Genomic DNA, 23,532 nt, shown 5'->3' on the forward strand with positions numbered 1-23,532 from the left:
GCTATAAATTCATCATCATACATAGGAGAAATATCCCAATTTTATTAATATTTATAAGAGAGTTCTATCAAGAAAATGCTTCTATTCACAGCAAATAAACACCTAAAATAAAAAGAAAAACAATATACCTCATCTAAGCACTTTAATTTTTGACCCTTTAATTGTATTTTTCTTCCTAAAGTTCAATGTGTAAATAAAGCAACCTCCTCTTTATGACGTTATCCCCAAAAAGCTCTTCTAAAGGTCTAGAAAAAACAAAAAGGGCAGGTTAAATTTGCTCATGCCTCCAAGTCTTCTTACCCCTCTTTTTAATTCTATTCGAACTCTTTCTGGTATTACACCTAAAGTCTATGGTTTATTGACCAAACTCTTAGATGTTAATCCTACACAACGCGAAGCAACCCTTATTGACCTTCTTCAATTAATGCCCCATTCCGTTATAGACCGCAGAATGCGTCCCAGCATTGCTTGTGCAAAAGAAGGAGATACTGTTACGCTCGAAATTATCATCGATCAACATCAATCACCACCCCGTGGTCACAACCGAATTCCCTATCGAGTTATTGCCCATGATCACACAGGAAAAATAAATTTAGTCTTTTTTCATGCTCAACCTCTTTGGCTAAAAAAACAACTCCCCGAAGGAAAAAAAGTCATTATATCAGGAAAAGTTGAATGGTTTAATGGACAGCTTTCAATGGCGCATCCAGACTATATTGCCCCAAGCGAACAATCAAATCAGATACCTCTCATCGAACCTGTCTATCCCTCTACTGCAGGACTAGCTGCAAAGACACTAAGACGCGCCATACAAAACGCTCTTGATTTTGTTCCTCTCCTCCCAGAATGGATAGATGAAAATGTAAAAAAGCAGCAAAATTTTTCTTCTTTTTCTGTTGCTTTACGCCGTATCCATGCGCCCATTAACCCCGACGATCTATCCTTAGAAAGTACAGCACGCAAACGTCTTGCCTATGATGAATTGCTCGCTTGTCAATTGGCACTAGGACTCGTGCGTTTGAAAACTAAATCTCTTGTTGGCACTTCTCGACCATCAACAGGAATTTATACTAAAAAATTGCTCAATATCCTCCCCTTTCAACTCACAACCGGACAAAAAAAAGCAGTAGAAGATATCGCAAATGATCTTGCTTCACCAGAACCGATGCTAAGACTACTTCAAGGTGATGTAGGCGCAGGAAAAACTGTTGTTGCATTGATGGCAATGGCACAAATTGCTGAAAATTCAGGACAATCAGCTTTAATGGCACCAACCGAAGTGCTTGCCAGGCAACATTTTGCCACCATCGCTCCTCTTGCCGAAAAGGTCGGATTACAAACAACCCTTTTAACAGGACGAGAAAAAGGGAAGTTGAGGACAAATATCGTGAATGATATTCTGTCAGGTCAAGTTTCTATTGTCATCGGAACCCATGCTCTCATACAAAACAGCGTTACTTATAATAATCTCGCTTTAACCATTATCGATGAACAACACCGTTTTGGTGTCCATCAACGTATCGCTCTTACAGAAAAAGGCAATAAAGCTGATATGCTGGTTATGACCGCCACGCCCATTCCGCGCACACTCGTCTTAACAGCTTTTGGTGATATGGATGTCTCTAAAATTACCGAAAAACCAATGGGACGACAACCCATTACAACAGCAACGCTTTCTTTGAAACGTCTTCATGAGCTTATAGAGAGAATCGCAATTGCATTAGAAAAAGGAGAAAAGCTCTATTGGATTTGTCCTTTAGTAGAGGAATCGACAGCTCTTGATCTCACTTCAATTGAAAACCGCTTTGCATTTCTCCATGAGCGCTTTGGAGCACACGTTGGTATGATCCATGGAAAAATGTCTACAGCAGAAAAAGAAGCCGCTATGGCATCTTTTAAATGTGGAAATACACGTATTTTAGTTGCAACCACCGTCATTGAAGTGGGAGTAGATATTCCAGATGCTTCGATCATTATCATCGAACACGCGGAACATTTTGGCCTTTCACAATTGCACCAATTACGTGGACGTGTAGGACGAGGCGATAAAAAATCTTCCTGCATTTTGCTCTATAAAGATCCACTGACTAAAACAGCAGCAACACGCCTTAATATTATCCGCAATACAGAAGATGGTTTTGAAATTGCTGAAGAAGATTGGCGCCTACGAGGCGAAGGAGAACTTTTAGGTACAAAACAATCCGGAGTCCCTGAATTTCATATAGCAAACCTTGCAGTTCATAGCGATCTTTTGTCAATGGCAAGAAAAGATGCTCGTTTATTTTTACAACGCGATCCTCATCTTTCTTCTGAGCAAGGACAAGCTTTACGGTTGCTCCTTTATCTTTTCGGACACAACGATGCTGCACGCCTCTTACGAGCAGGATAACAAAAGACCCTCTAATAAAAAACTTAAATACCTCTCTGTTCAAATATGGTTTTCTCTCTTAGAATTACCCATAAATGATCTACGCAGTCTCTTAGCATCTTTATGCTTCATGAACGAATAACAAATCAACAGCACTATCTTCTCTCTCAATCTGAATCATTCTTGCATTGAAACAGTAGAAGCAATATTGCGTCTTTTTTACCATTATATTCACATAACTGATCTATTTTTTGACAGGTAAGAAAATATTTTTCGTTTTATCGTAAAGGATTTAGAAAGAAAAAACTTTTCTTCAGTATTCTCGTTCAACAGAGAAAAATGAAAAAATAAGTTTCATTATAAATCAATTTCTTACACTTGATTATTCTCCAAAAGATTCAGAAATATACTTTTATTCAACCGTGACTGATTTTGCTAAATTACGGGGTTGATCAACATCTGTTCCTAATAAAACAGCCGTATGATAAGCGATTAACTGAACAGGGAGTGCATAAATAATAGGAGAAATAAATTCTGGAACATCTGGCAAAGTGATCGTTGATAAAGTCTTAAGACAAGCTACTTCTGCTCCTTTTTTATCGGTTATTAAAATAATACGACCATTACGCGCTACCACTTCTTGCATATTAGAAAAAGTTTTTTCAAACCACCGATCATACGGTGCAACAACAATAACGGGTATTGTCTCATCCACCAGAGCAATTGGTCCATGCTTTAATTCACCTGCCGCATAACCTTCAGCATGAATATAAGAAAGCTCTTTCAGTTTAAGGGCTCCCTCCAAAGCAATCGGATAAGAAGTTCCACGTCCTAGATAAAGAACACTTTTTGCATTTACCAAATCACGACAAATACATTCAATTTTGCTCTCTAGTTTTAAGACCTCATTTAAAATACGTGGAACTTCTGCCAACTGTTGAACCAGTTTCTTTTCCATTTGAGCCGAAAGATAGCCACGTTGTTTAGCAGCACTAAGTGCTAGTGAAGCAAGCGTTGCCAATTGACAGGTAAAAGCTTTTGTTGAAGCAACACCTATTTCCGGTCCGGCAAGTGTTGGGAGAATAAAATCAGCCTCCCTTGCCATTGTTGATTGCTCTACATTCACAATTGTTGCTGTTTTTACACCCCGCTCACGACAATAACGCAAAGAAGCCAATGTATCAGCTGTCTCACCAGATTGAGAAACAAACAGCGATAACACATCAGACGTTATAGGAGGTTCACGATAACGAAACTCCGAAGCAACATCATTATCAACACTTAAAGCGGCAAATTTCTCAAACCAATAGCGCGCAACTAAGGTTGAATAATACGCCGTTCCACAACTCGCAAAAAGGAGACGATGAATATTTTTCCAATCAATCAAATTCTCAAGGGGTCGAACGACATAATTTCCAAGATCAAGATAATGCGCCAAATTATGAGAAATCACTTCAGGTTGTTCAAACATTTCCTTGTGCATAAAATGACGATGATTACCCTTAGAAATCAATAAAGCCCCTTCAAGTAATGTCGTCACAGGACGTTTTACCGGTTGGTTATTAGCATCATAAATTGTAACACCCTCCCGTGTGAGAACAGCCCAATCCCCATCTTCCATATAGCTAATATAATCAACGAATGGTGCCAAAGCAATCGCATCTGACCCCACAAAAAATTCATCTTTTCCATAACCAATTGCCAGAGGTGGACCAGAACAAGCCGCAATCATAAGGTTATCTTCACCTTCGAAAATAAGAGCAATAGCAAAAGCCCCCTGCAGCCTTTTCCAACTGGTGCGTATGGCTTCTTGCGGAGAAAGACCATCTTTTAATGCACGCGTTATTAAATGTGCAATAACTTCCGTATCCGTCTCTGTTACAAAGATACAACCATCCTCTATGAGTTCCTTTTGCAGTTCTACAAAGTTTTCAATAATACCATTATGAACAATCGCAAGCTTTTCAGTCACATGGGGATGCGCATTGCGTTCAACAGCAATTCCATGCGTAGCCCAACGGGTATGACCAATCCCTAAATTTCCCTCCAGAGGTGTTTTTTTTAATTTTTCTTCTAAATGAACAAGCTTCCCCTCAGCACGTACACGATAAAGATGCCCATTATGGACCGTTGCCACCCCAGATGAATCATACCCTCTATATTCAAGACGTTTTAACCCCTCAACCAAAGAGGACGAAACACACCTCTTTCCAAGAATTCCAATAATTCCACACATTAAAAAGCTCCAACCCACATCTTAAGATTTAAATCTTATAAAACAATCCAACAGCCTTTATTTAAAACTATAAATAATAAAAATAATTCAAACATGGAGTACGGCAATCTTTAAGAATAAACCTCCCATCCATCATTAGATTAACACGAAACAAAAGAATAAGCTGAAAATAATCATTTTTTCTGTTTATTTTCTAACAAGCGCTCTCGAAATTTTGTCGCATAGCCCTCTTTTATAACCTGTCGTGCACGCCCAAAAGCCATACTGTTCATAGGAATATTTTCAGTAATAACACTTCCTGAAGCAACATAAGAGCCATCCCCTATTATCAATGGGGAAACAAGTGCCGTATTAGACCCAACAAAAGCATGATCACCAATCACGGTTTTATATTTGTTAAATCCATCATAATTGCAAGTAATTGTACCGGCTCCAATATTGGTATATGCACCAATTTCAGCATCACCAATATAACTTAAATGATTGATTTTAGAAGATTCTCCTACCTTAGCTTGTTTGACTTCACAAAAATTTCCAATCTTTACGGACTTCGCCAACTCTGTTCCAGGACGCAAACGTGCATAGGGACCAATCTGTGCATCTCTACCAACCACAGCACCTTCGAGATAACTAAATGCATGAATAACCGCACCAGATTGTACTTTTACGCTTAACCCAAAATAAACATTTGGTTCTATCACCACTCCTGGTTCAATTTCTGTATCATAAGAAAAATAGAGTGTTTCTGGCTTTAAGAGTGTAACACCCGATAACATTAAATCGCGCGCTTTACGTTTTTGCCACAAAGAATCAGCCTCAGAAAGCTCAAGACCATTGTTAATTCCTACAATATCTTCAAAAGGAACTTCAACAACACGCACATCTAATCCTTTGCGTGTTGCAAGAGAAGCAATATCTGTTAAGTAATATTCTTTTTTCACATTGTTATTACCAACTTTCTCTAAAAGAGAAAGTGCATGTTTTCCACGCATAGCGAGTATTCCACCGTTACAAAAAGAAATCTTTTTTTCTTCATCGCTAGCGTCTTTTTCTTCTACAATTGCAATTAATTGACCATTTTTCTCGAGAAGACGCCCATAACCTGTTGGATTTTTGGTATGAAAACCTGCAAAAACAACATCTGCTCCATCAGCAAGCTGTGCACGCATTTGGTGCAATGAATCTTGCTGAATGAGAGGAGTATCCCCAAAAACAATGAGAACATCATCCACTTCCTTTTGCAAAGCTGAACGAGCAGACAAAACAGCATGAGCTGTTCCTAAACGCTCTTTTTGTTCAAAAATCATTACATCTTTTACAAATGACTGAACAACGTGCGTAACCTCCTTAGCACCAAATCCCACAACAACTGCTAATTGTGAAGAGCCTGCCAATTCTATTTGTTTTAGAACATGGCATATAAGAGGCAATCCAGCAATTTTATGAAGTACCTTAGGCAGAGACGATTTCATGCGCGTCCCCTCACCTGCGGCAAGAACAATAGAAAGACAACTTCTAACCATAAAAACACATAAGACTAACGAGAAAATCCAAAAAAATTCATAATATTGTGCCAACGAATATCTTCAATATAACTCAACGAAGGATAATGTTCTAAAAGCCAAAATGAAAGATCCTGCATAGAACCTGTTAAAAACAAAATCCCTGTAAGAATAAGAAAAACACCAATAATTTTTTCAACTTTTCCTAAATGAATACGAAAAGCTCCTAAAAATCGCATAAAACTGCTCGAAAATAAAGCTGCTAACATAAAAGGAATAGCAAGACCTAATGCATAAACCGCTAAGAGAACAGCTCCCTCTCCCACAGTTTCTTTTGTTCCAGCAAGCGTTATAATAGGACCTAAAATAGGGCCAATACACGGTGTCCAACCAAAAGCAAAAGCTAAACCGATAATATACGCGCCTAAAGGACCAGCAGGTGTTTTTTTGGTCTGAAAACGCGCTTCACGAAATAAAAAAGCGATTTTGAAAATCCCCAAAAAATTTAAACCAAAAATAATAATGACAATTCCAGCAGCAAGAGCAAACCAATCACGATAATAACCGATGAATTTCCCAATTGTGCTAGCACTGGCACCTAAAGCAACAAAAACAGTCGTAAACCCAAGAACAAAAGCAATAACAGAAGACAGTAAAGCCCACCGTATAAAGACTTTCTCATCAGGCTTTTCTGAACGAAAATCATCAATACCAACCCCTGCCATATAGCACAAATAAGGAGGAACTAATGGCAAAACGCATGGTGACAAAAAAGAGAGTGCCCCAGCAAAAAACACACCAACTGTTGAAATTTCAATCAAAATTCATACCCCGTCTTTCATCATAGCTTACCCCCATGAACAACAATCAATCCACATCTTCATCAATTTGTTGCATATTTTGTTCATTCGCCACCACACTTATATCTTCATCATGACCAGAAACGACTGAAAAAACTTTCTGATAGATTTTATCTTTATTTTTAGCAATTGCAATATACTCTCCCTCCGCTAACACGAGTGAAACATACGCACCAACTGTTTCATAAACGATATCACCAGAATCATTGGCAAGAGACCAACTTGTATCTGCAAGCGCTTCCCCTCCTTCTTGCCGTACCAGTTTTAAGACAATCTGAGCGGCCTGATGTTCAAGAGTAACTTCTGTTATTTTACCAGCATCCACTTGAATATCCGAACGAGCCGTCGCATTAATGGAACCATAATGGGAAGCAACATGGTAGCGGCCAGCTTTTAAACGCACAACTGATTGGGGTTTAACATTTGATATAATCACTCCCGTATCATCATTTTCTTTTTCATCCTCATAAATGGTAAAACGGAGTTCCTTTTCATTCATTACGCCATTGAGCAGTGTTGCATTTAAAATGACACCACCAGCCTCAAGATTAAAGTTTTTTACAAGACTCTGCCCATTTTCTAAACGAATATGGCGCACAGCACTCATATGACCAAATGAGACATGAACAAGATAACTTCCTGGTTCGAGATCAAAACGTGCACTTCCCCCCTTATAGGTTGCCACTAATGGTAATTTATTATCAATCCCTAGAATAGGGGCATAAACCCGCCAGACAAGCCCTTTTTCAATATCCGGATGACTATTTGTTAATCGAGCATTCAAAATGAGTTGTGTTTGAGATGCTAAATTTTCGTTTTCCTGCTCTTGAGTCTTTACAATAAAACTCCTTGATTGTCCCTGCTGCTGATCTTGCCCTTCTCCTGCTTCAGAAAAAGCACAGTGGCTCCAAGTCAATAAAGCAAGCACCACGCACAACCATATACATCGGTGCACTATTTTTATAAGAATACCCATTTTTGCATTGTTGACCAACATGATCTTTTTTTCAAGAAACAATATCACACAGCCATCATTTTAAATTGAGAAACTTACACCACAACCACATGATGAAACAGCATTGGGATTGTGGATTTGAAAAGACTGCCCCATAAGATCATCAACAAAATCAATCTCAGCTCCTTCCATGAAAGGAAGTGATAGTAAATCAATAAACACAACTGCCCCGTCTTTTTTGAGAACGAGGTCATCTTCACACATTTCAGAAACCAAGTCATATTTATAAGAAAAACCAGAACACCCACCACCTTCAACAGAAATACGTAATGCTATTTTATCGGGTTCACGCAAAAGTATCTGTGCAATTTTTTTAGCAGCAACATCTGAAATTTTCACATTCATTTTATATATCCTTGCATTAAACCATCAAGAAAGAGTATCCCACACTCAAAGATCAGTTTATTTGTCATAAACCACTCTCGATTTTAAGATGATAATGGGCAGCTTGCAATGGATATAGGCAATATCAACTTCAATTACCAATCTCGAGCAGTGTACAGTGCTCATCCACAAACAAGCCGTGGTCGGTTATACCATGAAACGATGAGCACCACACGCTCACCTTTTCAACGAGATAGAGATCGTATTATCCATTCTAATGCATTTCGACGTCTTAAACATAAAACGCAAGTGTTTATTGCTGATGAAAGCGATCATTACCGTACTCGCCTAACCCATTCCATAGAGGTTTCTCAAATTGCAAGAACATTAGCCCGTGCCCTGTGTCTTGATGAAGACCTTGCCGAAGCCATTGCTCTTGTTCACGACTTTGGACACACACCCTTTGGCCATGCTGGAGAAGATGCTCTTAATGAAGCCATGGTACATTATGGCGGCTTTGATCATAATGCACAAGCATTACGCATTGTAACAAAACTAGAACAGCGCTATGCAAATTTTGATGGACTTAACCTTACATGGGAAACCCTCGAAGGACTTGTAAAGCACAATGGTCCCCTTTTAGGTCCCCACGCGAAGAATAAGGAGGTTCCTATCGATATTTTACAATACAATGCAAAGCAAGACCTTGCACTCGATTGTTTTGCAGGACTAGAAGCGCAATGTGCTGCTATTGCAGATGATATCGCATACAATGCGCATGATATTGATGATGGTCTACGTTCGCAATTTTTAACACTCGATCAATTTGAACATGTTTCACTAACAGCAGCAATATTAAAAGATATAACAGATGAGCATCCCCATCTCGACCAAACGCGTCGCGGTTACACACTTGTACGAAGACAAATAACAACCATGGTTGAAGATGTTATCAAACAGTCACAAAAAAATTTAGCACGCATCAAACCAACAAGCATAAACGATATTCACCAAGCAAAACAAACTATTGTCACCTTTTCACCAACAATGACCGTTTATGAAAAAGAACTAAAAAACTTTTTATTTAAAAATCTTTACTATCATGAACAAGTTCTTAGTCGTCGCAATGCAGCAAAATGCATTGTACAAAAATTATTCAATTGTTATTATGAAAATCCAAATACAATGCCTGAAAGTTGGCAGAGCAAAACAGTGCACTTAAAAAATCAAGAGTTAGCACGTTTGATTGCTGACTTTCTTTCAGGCATGACAGATCACTACGCTCTACGTGAATATCACCGTTTATTTGACCATACAGATAATTTCGTTTAATGGCTTTTGGCATCATCATGGAAGCTAAATATGAATATCTTTAAAAACTTCGAAAAAAAAATTAAGAGATCAATTGAATTATCTGATCTAAAAGGAAAAAATGGAGAAGATCTAGATTTATCAAAAATCACTGTTGATCCTCCACGTGATTCCTCCCATGGTCATTTATCAACCAATGCTGCTATGGTGCTTGCAAAATCTATTGGAATCAATCCACGTGCACTTGCAGATAAAATCATAGAACTTCTTAAAAATGATCCCTCTATCGAAAATATAGATGTTGCCGGTCCTGGTTTTATAAACATAAAGCTTACAAAATTATTTTGGCAAGATGCTATAAAATCCATGCTTGAATTAGGCACTTCTTATGGTCGTATTCCAATGGGACAAGGAAAACGCATCAATGTTGAATATGTCTCAGCAAATCCGACAGGACCAATGCATGTAGGACACTGCCGCGGAGCGGTTGTTGGGGATGTTCTCTCCAATTTGCTGCAATTTACGGGCTATAACATTACAAAAGAATATTATATCAATGATGCTGGTCAACAAATCGAAGTCCTCGCCCATTCTGTACTATTGCGCTATCGTGAGGCTCTTGGGCAAAAAATTAATGAAATTCCAGAAGGACTCTATCCTGGAGAATACTTGATACCATTGGGTCAATCGCTTGCTCAAGAGTTTGGTGACCAACTCCTCACGATGGATAAAGATGAAGCCTTATCTCTTGTGAAAGAACGTGCAATTCATGCAATGATGTCCATGATTCGCGAAGATTTGGCTGCTCTTAATATTTATCATGATATCTTTTTCTCTGAGCGAATGCTTTATGCTGATAATGCACGCGCCATTCGTAACACCATCAACGACCTCACTTTAAATGGTTATATCTACAAAGGAAAACTCCCCCCTCCCAAGGGACAAAATACAGAAGACTGGGAACCAAGCGAACAAACTTTGTTCCGTTCAACAAATGTCGGTGATGACCAAGACCGTGTTTTAGTCAAATCTGACGGTTCTTACACTTATTTTGCTGCTGATGTTGCTTATTTTCGGGATAAATTTAATCGTCATTTTGATGAAATGATTTATATTCTAGGCGCAGACCATGCTGGCTATGTAAAGCGGCTGGAGGCAATGGCAAAAGCAATTTCTGGGGATAAGGCTAAATTAAGTGTCTTCTTGTGTCAATTGGTAAAACTTTTTCGCAACGGTCATCCTGTACGCATGTCAAAAAGAGCAGGATCTTTTGTCACTCTACGGGATGTTGTCGAAGAGGTTGGGCGTGATCCTGTGCGTTTTATGATGCTATACCGTAAGTGTGAAGCACCTCTTGATTTTGATTTTGCAAAAGTAACAGAACAATCAAAAGATAACCCCATCTTTTACGTACAATATGCAAGTGCACGTTGTCACTCAGTCTTTCGTCAAGCACAAGAAGCGCTTCATATTAAAAGCTTTTCAAATGATACATTGATTGCCCATCTTCATCGATTAACAGATGACCATGAAATATTGTTAATACGCAAACTTTCTGAATATCCACGTATCATTGAACAGGCCGTAGTTCATAAGGAACCGCATCGATTAGCGTTTTATCTTTATGACCTTGCCTCCAATTTTCACACCCATTGGAATAAAGGGAGTGAAAATCTCAATTTACGCTTTATTCAACCTGATGATAAAGAGTTATCCTTTGCAAGATTAGGATTGATACAAGCTGTTATCAATATTTTATCATCAGGGCTTACCATCATAGGAGTCGAAGCACCCATAGAAATGCGTTGAAAAAGTTCTATAAATACATACAATAGGTACTCTATTGATAAACTTTTTCATGTATCATTGCATGAGAGGGGGAAAATTTATAATTTTAATATAACAAATCAAAATCAACCATTGATTGCACGTAAGTGCAAACCACCATGTGAGAAAAGCTATGAGCGATAACGATCGCAAAAATCTACACGAAACAAAACACGATCATGAACACCATGATCCTTTAGAAAGGCTTACGCGCATTTTTAATCCGCACAAACAAAGCGGAAACCAAAATGAGCAATCTTCTTTAAAAACAGATCGATCAACATCTCACCCCGAAATATCATCTCATGATGATGATTTTGATTTGTCCTTTCTAGAAGAGGAACTTGAAAATAATTTAGCACATGACTTACCGTTTGATGATCAAAAAAAACAATGGGACTTGTATGCAACCAGCAACGCAACAGCCTCAAATATTGCACAAGCTGCTTCTTTCAACCATTCAAAACAAAATAATTTATCTGAAGAGAAATATTCTTCACCTAGCAGTCATGATGAAGAACAAATTTTAGATGAGCTTTCTCCATTACCAATCCCAAAGAATCAATCACATCAACAGAAAACAACAGCAACCAGTGCTGATCCTTTTCTTGAAAAAAGTAATCTTATGTCACAATCAGAATCAGAAAATTTCTTTTTTGATAAATCTGAAAGGCACGAAAATAAGAGAGAGATGCCAGAAGATGTTGAACAAACCAATCGTTTTTCACAAATAAATTCACAACAACCTGAGACTACGAATATACAAAAAACTTATGATGACAATCCAAACCTCTATGACACTTCTATAAACCATCCCTATAAAATTTCAGCTGATCAAGAAAATTGGATTAAAAAAGATTATCCTGATGCCTCCTCTTCTACAGAGGAAAATGAGTTTTTCTCATCTTCTAATCTTGTGTCAGAAAGACAAAACACTGCAATAAATCAAACAACAAGTACCTTCTCCTCACCTTTAGATTCTCCACCAGTTGATAGACAATCTTATTTAAAGGGGGCTTCACAAGAAGATCATACAACCAATTATCCCCATTTTTTTGAAGCCCCCCCCTCACAACAAGAAACTTATAGCGAAAAAGTTCCGATATATGATGAGGCTCGAGCCCAATACATCAATAATGCCGAAGGTGCCTCTAACCCAAATAGAAAAATTTCATATAATGAAAATAATTTAGATGAGTTTCTTTCCTCATCACCCTCTTTAAATATAAAACAAACGGATGGCTTTTTTGCCCATAACTATACGCACAGAGATACTCCCCCTCCCAATGTTGATACTTATAAATTTTCAGAGGAAATCGTAGAAAAAACTGGTCCTATTATGGTTCCAGAAGTCCCGTATGAAGCGCCAGAATATGATGTGCCAACTAATGGTGGTTTAGAAGAAGAATTTGCTGATGTACTCAATGTAGGAAATGTTCCAACAGATAATTTTTCTCAAAAACAACAGAAGAATGAAGTTTTTAGTGAAGTTTTTCATCAGTCTATGCAAAATTCAAAAGAAGGTGTTTATATAAACTCTAAAGAACAAAATTCCGACTATTCTTCTTCTGCCAATATGGAATATAATTTCCCCTCTTTTAGCGAGAATTCATCATACACAAGCTCAGATGAGGTTCCCACGCATCCATCAGCTCCTCCTCCCTTAAAAAGTTTTATTTTTGGTAAAACTTTCATTAAAGGTTTTTTTATACTTATTTTAATAGGAATTGGGTTTGCAGGTTATTCTCACTTTTTTATGCCATCACAAAAAAATGAAGAAACGGTCATTATCCACGCTGATAATACGCCTTTTAAATTCAAACCAGAAACAACTGAAACGAAAAATGATGTTGCACATAATTTAGATATCTATAAACAAACAACTGAACAAAATGAGAAACAAGAAAATACACAACAATTTCTTATTGATAACTCTGAACAACCTGAAAATTTAAAAGAATTAAACCCTGAAGAATCTTCAAACGTTTCCTCATCGTCTTTAAATGAATCTGATGTTGAAGATGCAGTCACAGAAGCCATAAACCATACTATTCCAATGCGAGAAGTACAAACTGTTATTGTCAATCAAGATGGTACAGTTACACTAGCCCCCGCGCATCAAACAAACAGCAAAACTGCTGCTCAATCTGAAGAAAGCATTGATCAAGCTTCTAATGAACTTCAAGATTCGTCCCTTGTTTCGTCGCATGATTCTGATATAAACGACCAAGAAAGAGATCATGATCTCAAAAATAATATTGATAAAATAATTGCAGAAAATAATTCTAGCTCAAATATTGAAGAAAAATTTATCCCTATTCCTTCTCATGCAGAAAGAAATACACAAGTTGAAACACCAGCCGCGTCTCGCTCCACATCACCAAACAGAGTCGCAGCACAAAATTCAGAAAGTTATTACGTACAACTTGCATCTCAACCAACGCATGAGCTCGCTAGAAATTCTTTAAAAAATATGAAATCTAAATTTGGATTCCTTATTGGCGCCCGTTCTTTAAATATTCAATCCGCTTTTATACCAGGAAAAGGTACTTATTACCGTGTTCGGATTCAAGCGCAAGACCGTAATGAAGCCATAATCCTTTGTGAATCCATTAAAAGTTCTGGTGGAAGCTGCTTCATCACACGCTAAACCAAACATGCAACGGTTGTTAAAACCGTTGCATGATTTATTTTCATACCATTTAATTACTTATCAAAAACTTCAGAAATTAAAATCGTTCCAATCTTTTTATGTCTTTGTGCTGACTTTATTCCTTAATCTACGTCGATTTTCGCCCTATCTAAAAGATTATATTTATGAAAAAATCACTCCGTACCCTTATAGGTATAAGGTACAGGAGGAAGCGAATTTAAATCTTTTTTGGGCGTTGTTACACTTTGGCTTGTTTCTGGAGTATTATAACGCGAACTATGTTCAGGAGATTTTGCAAAAAAAGATCCTAAAAAACCAAAAATAAACCAGATAATAACCATCGCAAGAAGAATAGCAAAAATACCCTTAGCGATTGAAACACGTTGTTCACGACCTTTTCTTTCTGCGGCCATACGTTCTTCATATGTGTGATAATTTTTATCAATCATAGTGGATTCCTTTTCTCAATTCCCTTACCTTTAAATTTCTAGAAAATATGCATATATGAAATTATTCAGATACTTATTATGAGAAAACGATAATTATAGACAAAAGTTCCAGCTTACTTCATAAAGTTGAGAAAAAGAGGCGAGGATAGAATTAAAATATCTACCCTACCCTAGCCTTTGAATTCTATAATAAACCCCTTTTTATTCTATAATAAAACATTGACACAAAGGTTTTGTTAATAATAGAGTTATAATCAAAATATTTCATTATTTTTATTAATAAAAATGAAACATACTCAAAAGGTTTTTTATGAAATCTCCCATATCATCGCTTCCCTTTAAAATAGAAAAGCACCCATCTCCTCTGTCAGAAGAAAAATATGAAGAAATTTTAAAAAGTCCCGGTTTTGGTCAATTTTTTACAGACCACATGTGTACTATTCAATGGACTGAAGACAAAGGCTGGCACAATGCTATCATCTCTCAATACAAAGCTTTAGAAATTAACCCTGCAAGTACCGTTTTACATTACGGACAGGAAATTTTTGAGGGTTTAAAAGCATATCGTGCAAAAGATGGGCGCATCTTGCTCTTCCGTCCTGATGCCAATGCACAACGCTTTATAGAATCAGCGAGGCGTTTAGCTATGCCAGAATTGCCAAAAGATATTTTTCTGGATGCCGTTCATCAATTAGTAAAGATTGATCAAAAATGGGTTTCTGATCAGCCCAACGCTAGCCTCTATATCCGTCCATTTATGTTTGGCAATGAAAACTTTTTGGGAGTCCGCCCTTCTCAAGAATATCTTTTTTGTATCATAGCCTCTCCAGTTGAATCCTATTTCAAAGGAGAAGAAAAATCTGTCAGCGTCTGGATTGAAACAGATTATAGTCGTGCCGGTCCAAGAGGAACAGGGGCTGCCAAATGTGGTGGAAACTATGCAGCAAGCTTACTTGCACAAAAAAGTGCAACTGAAAACAATTGTAGCCAAGTACTCTTTCTTGATATGATTGAACATAAATGGATTGAAGAACTTGGTGGTATGAATGTCTGCTTTATTATGGACAATAATACACTTGTAACCCCCCCACTTAATGGAACTATCCTTCCAGGAATAACACGTCATTCACTCTTAGAGTTGGCAAAACAAATGGGATTAAAAATAGAAGAGCGTCCTTATTCTTTTGCAGCGCTTCAAGAAGATGCAAAGAGTGGACACCTTAAAGAATCCTTTGCTTGTGGTACAGCTGCCGTTGTCACATCAATTGGTCGTTTTAGATATAAAGGAGGAGAATTTATTATTGGAAATGAAACAGTTGGAGAAGTCACAAAGCAGCTTCGTACACAATTGGTTGGCATTCAAAAAGGGAACATAGAAGATAAAAATGGCTGGGTGCATTCTGTGCAACTCTCATAATATTAAGGGTATTCCCATATCTATAAACGCTTCCATGAAAGTAGCTTCATGGGAGCGTATTTCCTAAAAAAACTCCTTTTATTTTTAGTGACAAAAAAAGAAAACATTAATCAAATTTTGAATGATCTCTATGCTGTGCTTTAATATTACGAACTGTACCCGTATGGGCGCGCATTACGAGAGTTTCCGTTTGAATGTAGTGAGGTGTAAATTTAACACCAGAAAGCATATTACCATCTGTCACCCCTGTTGCTGAAAACAAAACATCACCCTTTGCCATTTCTTCCATTGTATAAACCTTATTGGGATCACTAATCCCCATTTTAGCTGCACGAGCAATTTTCTCTTCTGTATCAAGCAGCAAACGACCTTGCATCTGTCCTCCAATGCAGCGCAAAGCAGCAGAAGCTAAAACACCTTCAGGTGCTCCACCAATCCCCATATAGATATCAATACCTGTTTCTTCTGGATCAGTTGTATCAATAACAGCAGCCACATCTCCATCCCCAATCAAGCGAATCGACGCCCCTGTCGCTCGTACTTCATCAACCAATTTTTCATGACGAGGTCTATCCATAATACAAACAACAATCTGATTAACAGCCACTCCTTTAGCCTTCGCAAGAGCATGTATATTATCGGTAGGAGAAGCATCTATATCGACTATTCCCTTTGGATAACTAGGACCAATAGCAATTTTGTTCATATAAACATCAGGAGCGTAAAGGAGATTACCCTTTTCAGCAATTGCAACTACTGCCAAAGAATTAGCAATATTTTTAGCACAAAGTGTTGTACCCTCTAGTGGATCAAGTGCAATATCGATCGCCAATCCACTTTGAAGACCCACTTTTTCTCCAATATAAAGCATAGGCGCTTCATCCCGCTCACCTTCACCAATCACCACTGTACCATCAATAGGCAATCGATTAAGTTCTTGCCGCATTGCATCTACAGCAGCCTGATCCGCTGCCTTTTCATCGCCACGTCCGCGCCAGCGTGCAGCAGCAACAGCAGCACGTTCAGTAACACGTACCAATTCAAGCGTCAAAATACGATCAAGTCCATTTAAAATCTTCTGAGTTGTGGGCATATGAAAAAATCCTACCGAATGAATACCAGAAAAATATGAGTCCTTATTAAATACTAAGAATAAAGTTTTTTGGCAAAGATGAAAATTTTTCACAAGAGATAAAAGAACTCAAGCGTGCGTTTTTATTATCAAGAAAGTTATCAATTCTTTGCCATAGGTTCAATACGAATAAATTGAGATTTTGCAACAAGATGTCCATCTTTTTCAATTTCTGCAAGTGCCTGTCGTACATTCACCTCTGTTGTTTCATGCGTAATTAAAATAATTGTTTTTTCAATTTGATCTTCTACAAAAGATCTTTGAACAATCGACTCCAATGAGATGTGATTATCAGCCATATGCCTTGCGACCGCGGCAAAAACACCAGTACGATCATGAACATTTAAACGAATAAAATAACCACCTGCATGATGCGAAATACGTGCTTTTTTATGAGGAGCAAGTTCTAATGCTGGACGTCTTAAAACAGGTGCATACTGAAAACCAGAACGCGCTTTTGCTATATCAGCCAAATCACCAATAACGGCTGATGCTGTTGCCTTTCCTCCAGCGCCAGGACCAGAAAACAGTAATTCACCTAATAAATCACTTTGAATAGAAAGAGCATTGGTTACACCATTTATCTGTGCAATCATTGAGGATGCTGGTACCATTGTTGGATGAACGCGTTGCTCTATTCCAGAATCCGTTTTTAATGCAACCCCTAAAAGCTTAATCCGATACCCCAATTCATCAGCTGCTCGAATATCAATTTGCGAAATATTATGAATTCCTTCAACATAAACATCATCTAACGAAATAGCTGTTCCAAATGCCAAGCTTGTCAACAAAGCTAATTTATGAGCAGTATCATTTCCCTCAATATCAAAAGTTGGATCTGCTTCAGCATACCCAAGTCTCTGTGCATCTGCTAAACAATCTTTAAATGAAAGACCTTCCGTAAACATGCGTGTTAATATATAATTACAGGTTCCATTGAGAATACCATAAATTCGCGATATGCGATTACTAACAAGTGATTCTCTCATCGCTTTGATGACAGGAATCCCCCCTGCAACAGCTGCTTCAAAATGAAGAAAAACACCTTTTTTTTCTGCAATTATAGCCAGCTCTACTCCATGTCGAGCAAGAAGAGCTTTATTGGCTGTTACAACATGATGTCCCGCCTCAAGCGCTCTCTTAACAGCGGTATACACCACATCCAATTCACCACCAATTAACTCTACAAAAACATCAATCTCATCAGAAGCAGCCAACTCCACAGGTGAATCAAACCATTTTATATCACTGAGATCAAGTCCACGATTGCGGCCTTTATCGCGCGCACTAACAGCAACAACTTTGATGAATCGCCCACATTGACAAGCTAAACTATTCGCTTTTTCACATAGAGCTCGAACAACTGAAGTACCAACCGTACCAAGTCCCGCAACACCAACTTTTAAAGCTTCTGCCATTATTAACCACTGATCCCTATCTTCATTGAAAAATCGTTTAAATGATGTGCCAATCAACACAAAGAATATTTACATCCATAAGAACAAAAGAAATACCCCGCTCTATTCACTTCATTTTTTCCAATAGAATTATCCCCGCTTGTTCAATCAACATTCCTAAAAATATAATATTTATTGTCTTCAAAGATTTCAGAATCTTTATAAAATATTTAATTCAGAATGAAAATCTGTAAAACTGATAAATGCAAGTTTCCATAAAGAAAAGTTCTAAAAAATAATCAATAACAAGTTAAAGAATATTGAAGACTTAGTAAGAAAGAATAAAACATCTCTTCTAAATCAACAAGTATGGAACAAAAAACATTCTTTTATATGATAAATTAAGAGAATGGATAAAATAAAGTAGATCAGTACATAATAACACATTTCTTCCTACCATTCCATAGCTTTAAATATAAATCTTTAATGCAAAATCTTAACGCACTCATATATCAAAATAGAACCTTACATTAAAGTAAAAAACAAAACTTAATATGCGCACACCATAATTCTGAAATATTATAAATATAGAGAATAAAGTTTCAAAATTTGAATATTTTATCTCAACTTATTGCCACCTCTTTAAAAAACTAGCGAATTGAAATGAAAAAAAACTCAATCTACCCTTTATCCACGCTAATTCATTTTCAAATCAAGAACCTTCTCAATATATAAAAGAGCAAATGAAGGGTTTTTAATCTTAAATTTCTTACAGACATGTAAAAGTAAATATAAAAAATATTTTTAATATATTCTATAAAAATTGATTTAATATTTTCATTTTTATTATACAGATATCTATTTATATTTTGTTAAATTGTAAGTAATCTATGGATTATTCATAAAAAAACTTTTGTATGATTGGTATTATTTGTTTATTTGGTAATAAATATTGTATTTCTACTTTATAAATTATACAGTTTTTGCTTTATGATAAGCTCAAATGAGAAATCTTCCGTATAAAGGCTCTTTCAAGCAAGTTAAATAATATTCTCATGTGACAACAAAGATAACAAACGATAAAATATGTAAAAAATAAATACATTTAAAATGCTGTTTTGATCATTTTTGCCTACTTTTCAAACTGAAAATAAATGCAAATATCATTTGCTGAGATGATACCCACATCAAAACTTTCTATCAATGATGATAACTTTACATTTTTTCTACAAAAAATCTTAGAAAATAAGATGATTCAAACAAGAGTTTCTCAAAAATTATTCAATAAAACACACTTTTTTCAAAAAAAATGACACAGAGGGCTTGCGAAGTAAAAAGATCCTCTCTATAAGCCTCATCATTGGTTTGCGCCCATCGTCTAGCGGTTAGGACATCGCCCTTTCACGGCGGAAACAGGGGTTCGATTCCCCTTGGGCGTACCATCCTCCTTTTTTCTATGTGTAATATATTCATTTTATTTGTGTTTTTAAAAATGAGGGATGCATAAATAAAAACGAGAGAACAAGATTTTAAAAGGAATTTCTTCGTAAATTAAAAGGAATCTCTTTGTAAAAAGGATACAAGAATCATTAGGTGATTAATTTCTTTGTTGCATTTCGAGGATAGTGCTTTACTGCGCACAGTTATAACAATAAGAATCTATAAAATATAAGAATTAGAGTATTCTAGCTCGCGATACGGTAATTTTATAAGTCATATTCTTGCGTATGCTGTTAATTTTTAAATTAAACCAGCCACATCATTTATACGTTTTTTCCAACCTTCAAAACTGAAGTTTATCCCAAACGCATTTTATATGAAGCATTTCTAATTACAGTGCCTTTGTTATCACATTAAACTTTTTATAAATAAACAAACCGTAATCTTAGAGTTGAAATAGCAATATAAAAAATAGATGCTTATTCACCTCACACAACAAATCAAGAAACTATAATTCAGAATACGATCAAATTATTAAATGGAATCTCTGATAATAAAAACGCATAATCCCCGTCTCTCGGTGATCTAACTACCTTATCTATTAAACAGATTCTTCATCAATCATAGAATACTTATAGATTTATAAACACATCACTTCTTTTCAAAGATTAAACCCTCAAACAAAATTTTACACTCTATGATAATATATTCTAAAAGTTCATATTTGAATGCTTTTTTCCCTTGTTTTTACTTTTCATTATAAACTTGAAAGTGTTATACAAGTAGTATCGCTTAAAAGAAAAAGGATTTCTAATGGTAAAGATCAAAGTAGAAAACCCCGTTGTTGAACTTGATGGGGATGAGATGACCCGCATCATCTGGAAATATATCAAAGATAAATTAATCCATCCCTACCTCGACATTGATCTAAAGTATTATGATCTTTCCGTCGAAAATCGTGATGCAACCAATGATCAAGTAACAATCGATTCTGCCAATGCTATAAAAGAATATGGGGTTGGTATAAAATGCGCAACCATCACACCTGATGAGGCACGCGTTAAAGAATTTAACCTAAAAAAAATGTGGAAATCACCTAATGGTACAATCCGCAATATTTTAGGAGGAGTCATTTTTCGCGAACCCATTATCTGTAAAAATGTCCCTCGCCTTATTCCTAACTGGACAAAGCCAATTATTATAGGACGTCACGCTTTTGGCGATCAATACAAGGCAACAGATTTTAAATTTCCAGGAAAAGGGAAATTAAGTATTAAATTTGTAGGTGATGACAATCAAGTTATTGAACATGATGTTTTTGATGCTCCAAGCGCAGGGGTTGCCATGGCTATGTATAACCTTGATGAGTCAATTCGTGATTTTGCCCGCGCATCCTTTAATTATGGACTACAACGGAATGTTCCAGTTTATCTTTCAACAAAAAATACCATTCTAAAAGCTTACGATGGTCGTTTTAAAGATATCTTTCAAGAAATATTCGATATGGAATTTAAAACTGAATTTGAAAACCGTAAATTATATTACGAACACCGTCTTATTGATGATATGGTTGCTTCTGCATTAAAGTGGTCAGGTGGATACGTATGGGCATGTAAAAACTATGATGGTGATGTCCAATCTGATATTGTTGCCCAAGGCTTTGGTTCTCTTGGTCTCATGACTTCTGTTCTCATGACACCTGATGGTAAAATTGTTGAAGCAGAGGCGGCACACGGCACCGTAACACGCCATTACCGTCAGCATCAAAGAGGCGAAGAAACATCAACAAATTCTATTGCATCTATTTTCGCATGGACACGTGGACTGGCGCACCGTGCTAAACTAGATAACAATGAGAAATTAAAAAACTTTTCCACGACATTGGAAGAAGTTTGTATTAAAACCGTCGAAGAAGGTTTTATGACTAAAGATCTCGCACTTTTGATTGGGCCTAAACAAAAATGGCTTTCTACAACAGGTTTCCTCGATAAAATTGATGAGAATCTCAAAAAAGCAATGGGCAATTAAGTTATTAATTAAATTAAAATTCAAAGCTCTAAACAGAGCTTTGAATTTCTCTTGGCAAATTCAAAGAAGTACCTTATAAGTAAAAAGAGGATAAATTTTTATTAAATAGCAAAAAACAGTGAAACAACAGAGCTGGTCTGAGCTTTTATTGGGTAAAAATGGTCTTTGCTTTTTAACGTTTACAGGTGGTGTTATATTACACGCTACCAATGTTTATATTGTTATTACTATTTTACCTTCCCTTATAAATCATATTGGCAATGAATATTATTCTTGGGTGGCGACTGTCTTTATTACAGCTTCACTCCTTGGTACTTCACTTGCAACAAAAATATTAGGGAAATTAGGTCCTCGCAACGCTTATGTTATCTCTGGTCTTATCTTTACCCTAGGCACTTTCCTGTGCAGCATTTCTTCATCTATGCCATTATTTTTAATAGGACGCTTTATTCAAGGATTGGGAAGTGGTTCTTTGTTATCTCTATCCTATTCCATGGTACGTATTGTTTTCAGCCCATCTTTATGGTCACACGCATTAAGTGTTATCTCTGGAATGTGGGGAATATCAACCTTGTTAGGACCAGCAATCGGAGGAATTTCTGTATATTATGGCCTATGGAGAGCATCCTTTTGGATCATTGGCGCATTAGCTATATTCTTCTCACTCATAGCCTTTAAAATTTTACCCAAAAAGAATGAAAACTATGTTCCAACATCCCCCCTCCCTCTTCTCCAGCTTCTCACACTCACCTTATTGATTTTTATCATCTCTGTTGGAGGAGCTATGGACACAACAATGGCAAAAATTTGCGGATTAGTTATTGGACTTAGTCTTCTCTTTGTTTTAGCAAAAATCGAATCATATAGCTTTCATCCTATGTTGCCGCGCAAATCCTTTTCTTTCTCTTCTGAAATTTTTCCTGTTTACGCATTAATACTCGTTATGACAACAGTCGTGTACAGTATAGAACTTTATTTACCACTTTTTCTTCAAGAACTTCATGGACAAGCTCCACTTATAGCCGGTTATATAGCAACACTTATGAGCCTAGGGTGGACGTGTGGAGCCCTCTCAAGTGCTGCTGTCTCCACAAAAAAAATTCGCAACATCATTATATACTCGCCCCTATTAAAACTGTTAGGCATAGCGATTCTTTTATGGCTCATACCAACAGAAGTTTCCACGCTTGAATATATTTTTATTATTTGCTTAGCACTATTTTCTATTGGAATCAGTGCAGGCATAGCATGGCCACATTTGCTCACACGAATTTTACAATGTACAAATGATGAAGATGCTCTCCGTGCCAGTGAATCCCTTACCTCCGTACAACTATTTTCAGCTGCATTGAGTGCAACTCTAGCCGGAGTTATCACCAATCTTGCCGGACTCTTTAATCCTGGAGGAACAATAGGAATGATCTTAGCAGCAAAAACTCTTCTTGTAGTGCTCATTGGTTTTTTATTTTGTTTTGCTATTCCATTAGCGCTGCGCATTTCTTACTGCATGTTAAAAAATCCAACAGGACATTCCAATAATTAAATAAACATAAAAATACCTTCTTCATTTTAA

General features: G+C 36.7%; 15 protein-coding genes and 1 tRNA gene. 8 read left to right on the forward strand and 8 right to left on the reverse strand.

The genetic code is table 11. The annotated features are described in order from the left end of the window. The first annotated feature begins 280 nt into the window (after positions 1 to 280). Positions 281 to 2,389 carry an ATP-dependent DNA helicase RecG gene (recG, locus tag ACFILY_RS02780; RefSeq protein WP_375631251.1) on the forward strand — a complete coding sequence of 703 codons (2,109 nt, stop codon included), beginning with the start codon at positions 281 to 283 and terminating at the stop codon, positions 2,387 to 2,389. Positions 2,390 to 2,780: 391 nt separating this feature from the next. Here the strand turns inward: recG and glmS are convergent, their stop codons facing one another. The 5 genes from glmS to ACFILY_RS02805 form a co-directional block, all read right to left on the reverse strand. Beyond that, entirely contained in the window at positions 2,781 to 4,604 is a 1,824-nt protein-coding gene (glmS, locus tag ACFILY_RS02785) for a glutamine--fructose-6-phosphate transaminase (isomerizing) (RefSeq protein WP_375631250.1), read from the reverse strand. Between the two features lie 173 nt (positions 4,605 to 4,777). Further along, positions 4,778 to 6,127 (reverse strand): bifunctional UDP-N-acetylglucosamine diphosphorylase/glucosamine-1-phosphate N-acetyltransferase GlmU, encoded by a 1,350-nt coding sequence (glmU, locus tag ACFILY_RS02790; RefSeq protein ID WP_375631249.1) that lies wholly within the window; start codon positions 6,125 to 6,127, stop codon positions 4,778 to 4,780. 14 nt (positions 6,128 to 6,141) lie between these two features. Continuing rightward, positions 6,142 to 6,930 carry a cytochrome c biogenesis CcdA family protein gene (locus ACFILY_RS02795; RefSeq protein WP_375631278.1) on the reverse strand — a complete coding sequence of 263 codons (789 nt, stop codon included), beginning with the start codon at positions 6,928 to 6,930 and terminating at the stop codon, positions 6,142 to 6,144. Positions 6,931 to 6,973: 43 nt separating this feature from the next. Beyond that, positions 6,974 to 7,963 (reverse strand): carboxypeptidase regulatory-like domain-containing protein, encoded by a 990-nt coding sequence (locus ACFILY_RS02800; RefSeq protein ID WP_375631277.1) that lies wholly within the window; start codon positions 7,961 to 7,963, stop codon positions 6,974 to 6,976. 39 nt (positions 7,964 to 8,002) lie between these two features. Continuing rightward, the gene (locus tag ACFILY_RS02805) at positions 8,003 to 8,326 is read right to left on the reverse strand and encodes an iron-sulfur cluster assembly accessory protein (RefSeq protein ID WP_273791197.1); all 324 of its coding nucleotides are present in this window, start codon (positions 8,324 to 8,326) and stop codon (positions 8,003 to 8,005) included. Positions 8,327 to 8,434: 108 nt separating this feature from the next. Between ACFILY_RS02805 and ACFILY_RS02810 the strand changes: the two genes are divergently transcribed. From ACFILY_RS02810 to ACFILY_RS02820, 3 genes are all read left to right on the forward strand, one after another. Then, positions 8,435 to 9,637 carry a deoxyguanosinetriphosphate triphosphohydrolase gene (locus ACFILY_RS02810; RefSeq protein WP_273791198.1) on the forward strand — a complete coding sequence of 401 codons (1,203 nt, stop codon included), beginning with the start codon at positions 8,435 to 8,437 and terminating at the stop codon, positions 9,635 to 9,637. Positions 9,638 to 9,667: 30 nt separating this feature from the next. Then, the gene (gene argS, locus ACFILY_RS02815) at positions 9,668 to 11,425 is read left to right on the forward strand and encodes an arginine--tRNA ligase (RefSeq protein ID WP_375637463.1); all 1,758 of its coding nucleotides are present in this window, start codon (positions 9,668 to 9,670) and stop codon (positions 11,423 to 11,425) included. A gap of 151 nt (positions 11,426 to 11,576) precedes the next feature. Then, positions 11,577 to 14,093, forward strand: a complete 2,517-nt coding sequence (locus tag ACFILY_RS02820) for an SPOR domain-containing protein (protein WP_375637462.1) — start codon at positions 11,577 to 11,579, stop codon at positions 14,091 to 14,093. 176 nt (positions 14,094 to 14,269) lie between these two features. Here the strand turns inward: ACFILY_RS02820 and ACFILY_RS02825 are convergent, their stop codons facing one another. Continuing rightward, positions 14,270 to 14,545 (reverse strand): hypothetical protein, encoded by a 276-nt coding sequence (locus ACFILY_RS02825; protein ID WP_273791201.1) that lies wholly within the window; start codon positions 14,543 to 14,545, stop codon positions 14,270 to 14,272. 310 nt (positions 14,546 to 14,855) lie between these two features. On the opposite strand from ACFILY_RS02825, the gene ACFILY_RS02830 reads away from it, so the two are divergent. Next, positions 14,856 to 15,962 (forward strand): branched-chain amino acid aminotransferase, encoded by a 1,107-nt coding sequence (locus tag ACFILY_RS02830; RefSeq protein ID WP_375637461.1) that lies wholly within the window; start codon positions 14,856 to 14,858, stop codon positions 15,960 to 15,962. A gap of 106 nt (positions 15,963 to 16,068) precedes the next feature. Here ACFILY_RS02830 and glpX read toward each other — a convergent pair whose 3' ends face one another. Continuing rightward, entirely contained in the window at positions 16,069 to 17,055 is a 987-nt protein-coding gene (glpX, locus tag ACFILY_RS02835; protein ID WP_375637460.1) for a class II fructose-bisphosphatase, read from the reverse strand. Between the two features lie 140 nt (positions 17,056 to 17,195). Beyond that, entirely contained in the window at positions 17,196 to 18,512 is a 1,317-nt protein-coding gene (locus ACFILY_RS02840) for a homoserine dehydrogenase (RefSeq protein WP_273791204.1), read from the reverse strand. A 1,346-nt stretch (positions 18,513 to 19,858) separates the two neighbouring features. On the opposite strand from ACFILY_RS02840, the gene ACFILY_RS02845 reads away from it, so the two are divergent. From ACFILY_RS02845 to ACFILY_RS02855, 3 genes are all read left to right on the forward strand, one after another. Continuing rightward, positions 19,859 to 19,933 (forward strand) — tRNA-Glu (locus ACFILY_RS02845). 811 nt (positions 19,934 to 20,744) lie between these two features. Further along, a complete protein-coding gene (locus ACFILY_RS02850; protein WP_375631315.1) occupies positions 20,745 to 21,959 on the forward strand; it encodes an NADP-dependent isocitrate dehydrogenase in 1,215 nt (404 codons plus the stop codon). 118 nt (positions 21,960 to 22,077) lie between these two features. Next, positions 22,078 to 23,502 (forward strand): MFS transporter, encoded by a 1,425-nt coding sequence (locus ACFILY_RS02855; protein ID WP_375631314.1) that lies wholly within the window; start codon positions 22,078 to 22,080, stop codon positions 23,500 to 23,502. Positions 23,503 to 23,532: the final 30 nt, after the last annotated feature.

Source organism: Bartonella sp. CL25QHWL (assembly GCF_042195335.1).
In the GTDB taxonomy this organism is placed as follows: Bacteria; Pseudomonadota; Alphaproteobacteria; order Rhizobiales; family Rhizobiaceae; genus Bartonella.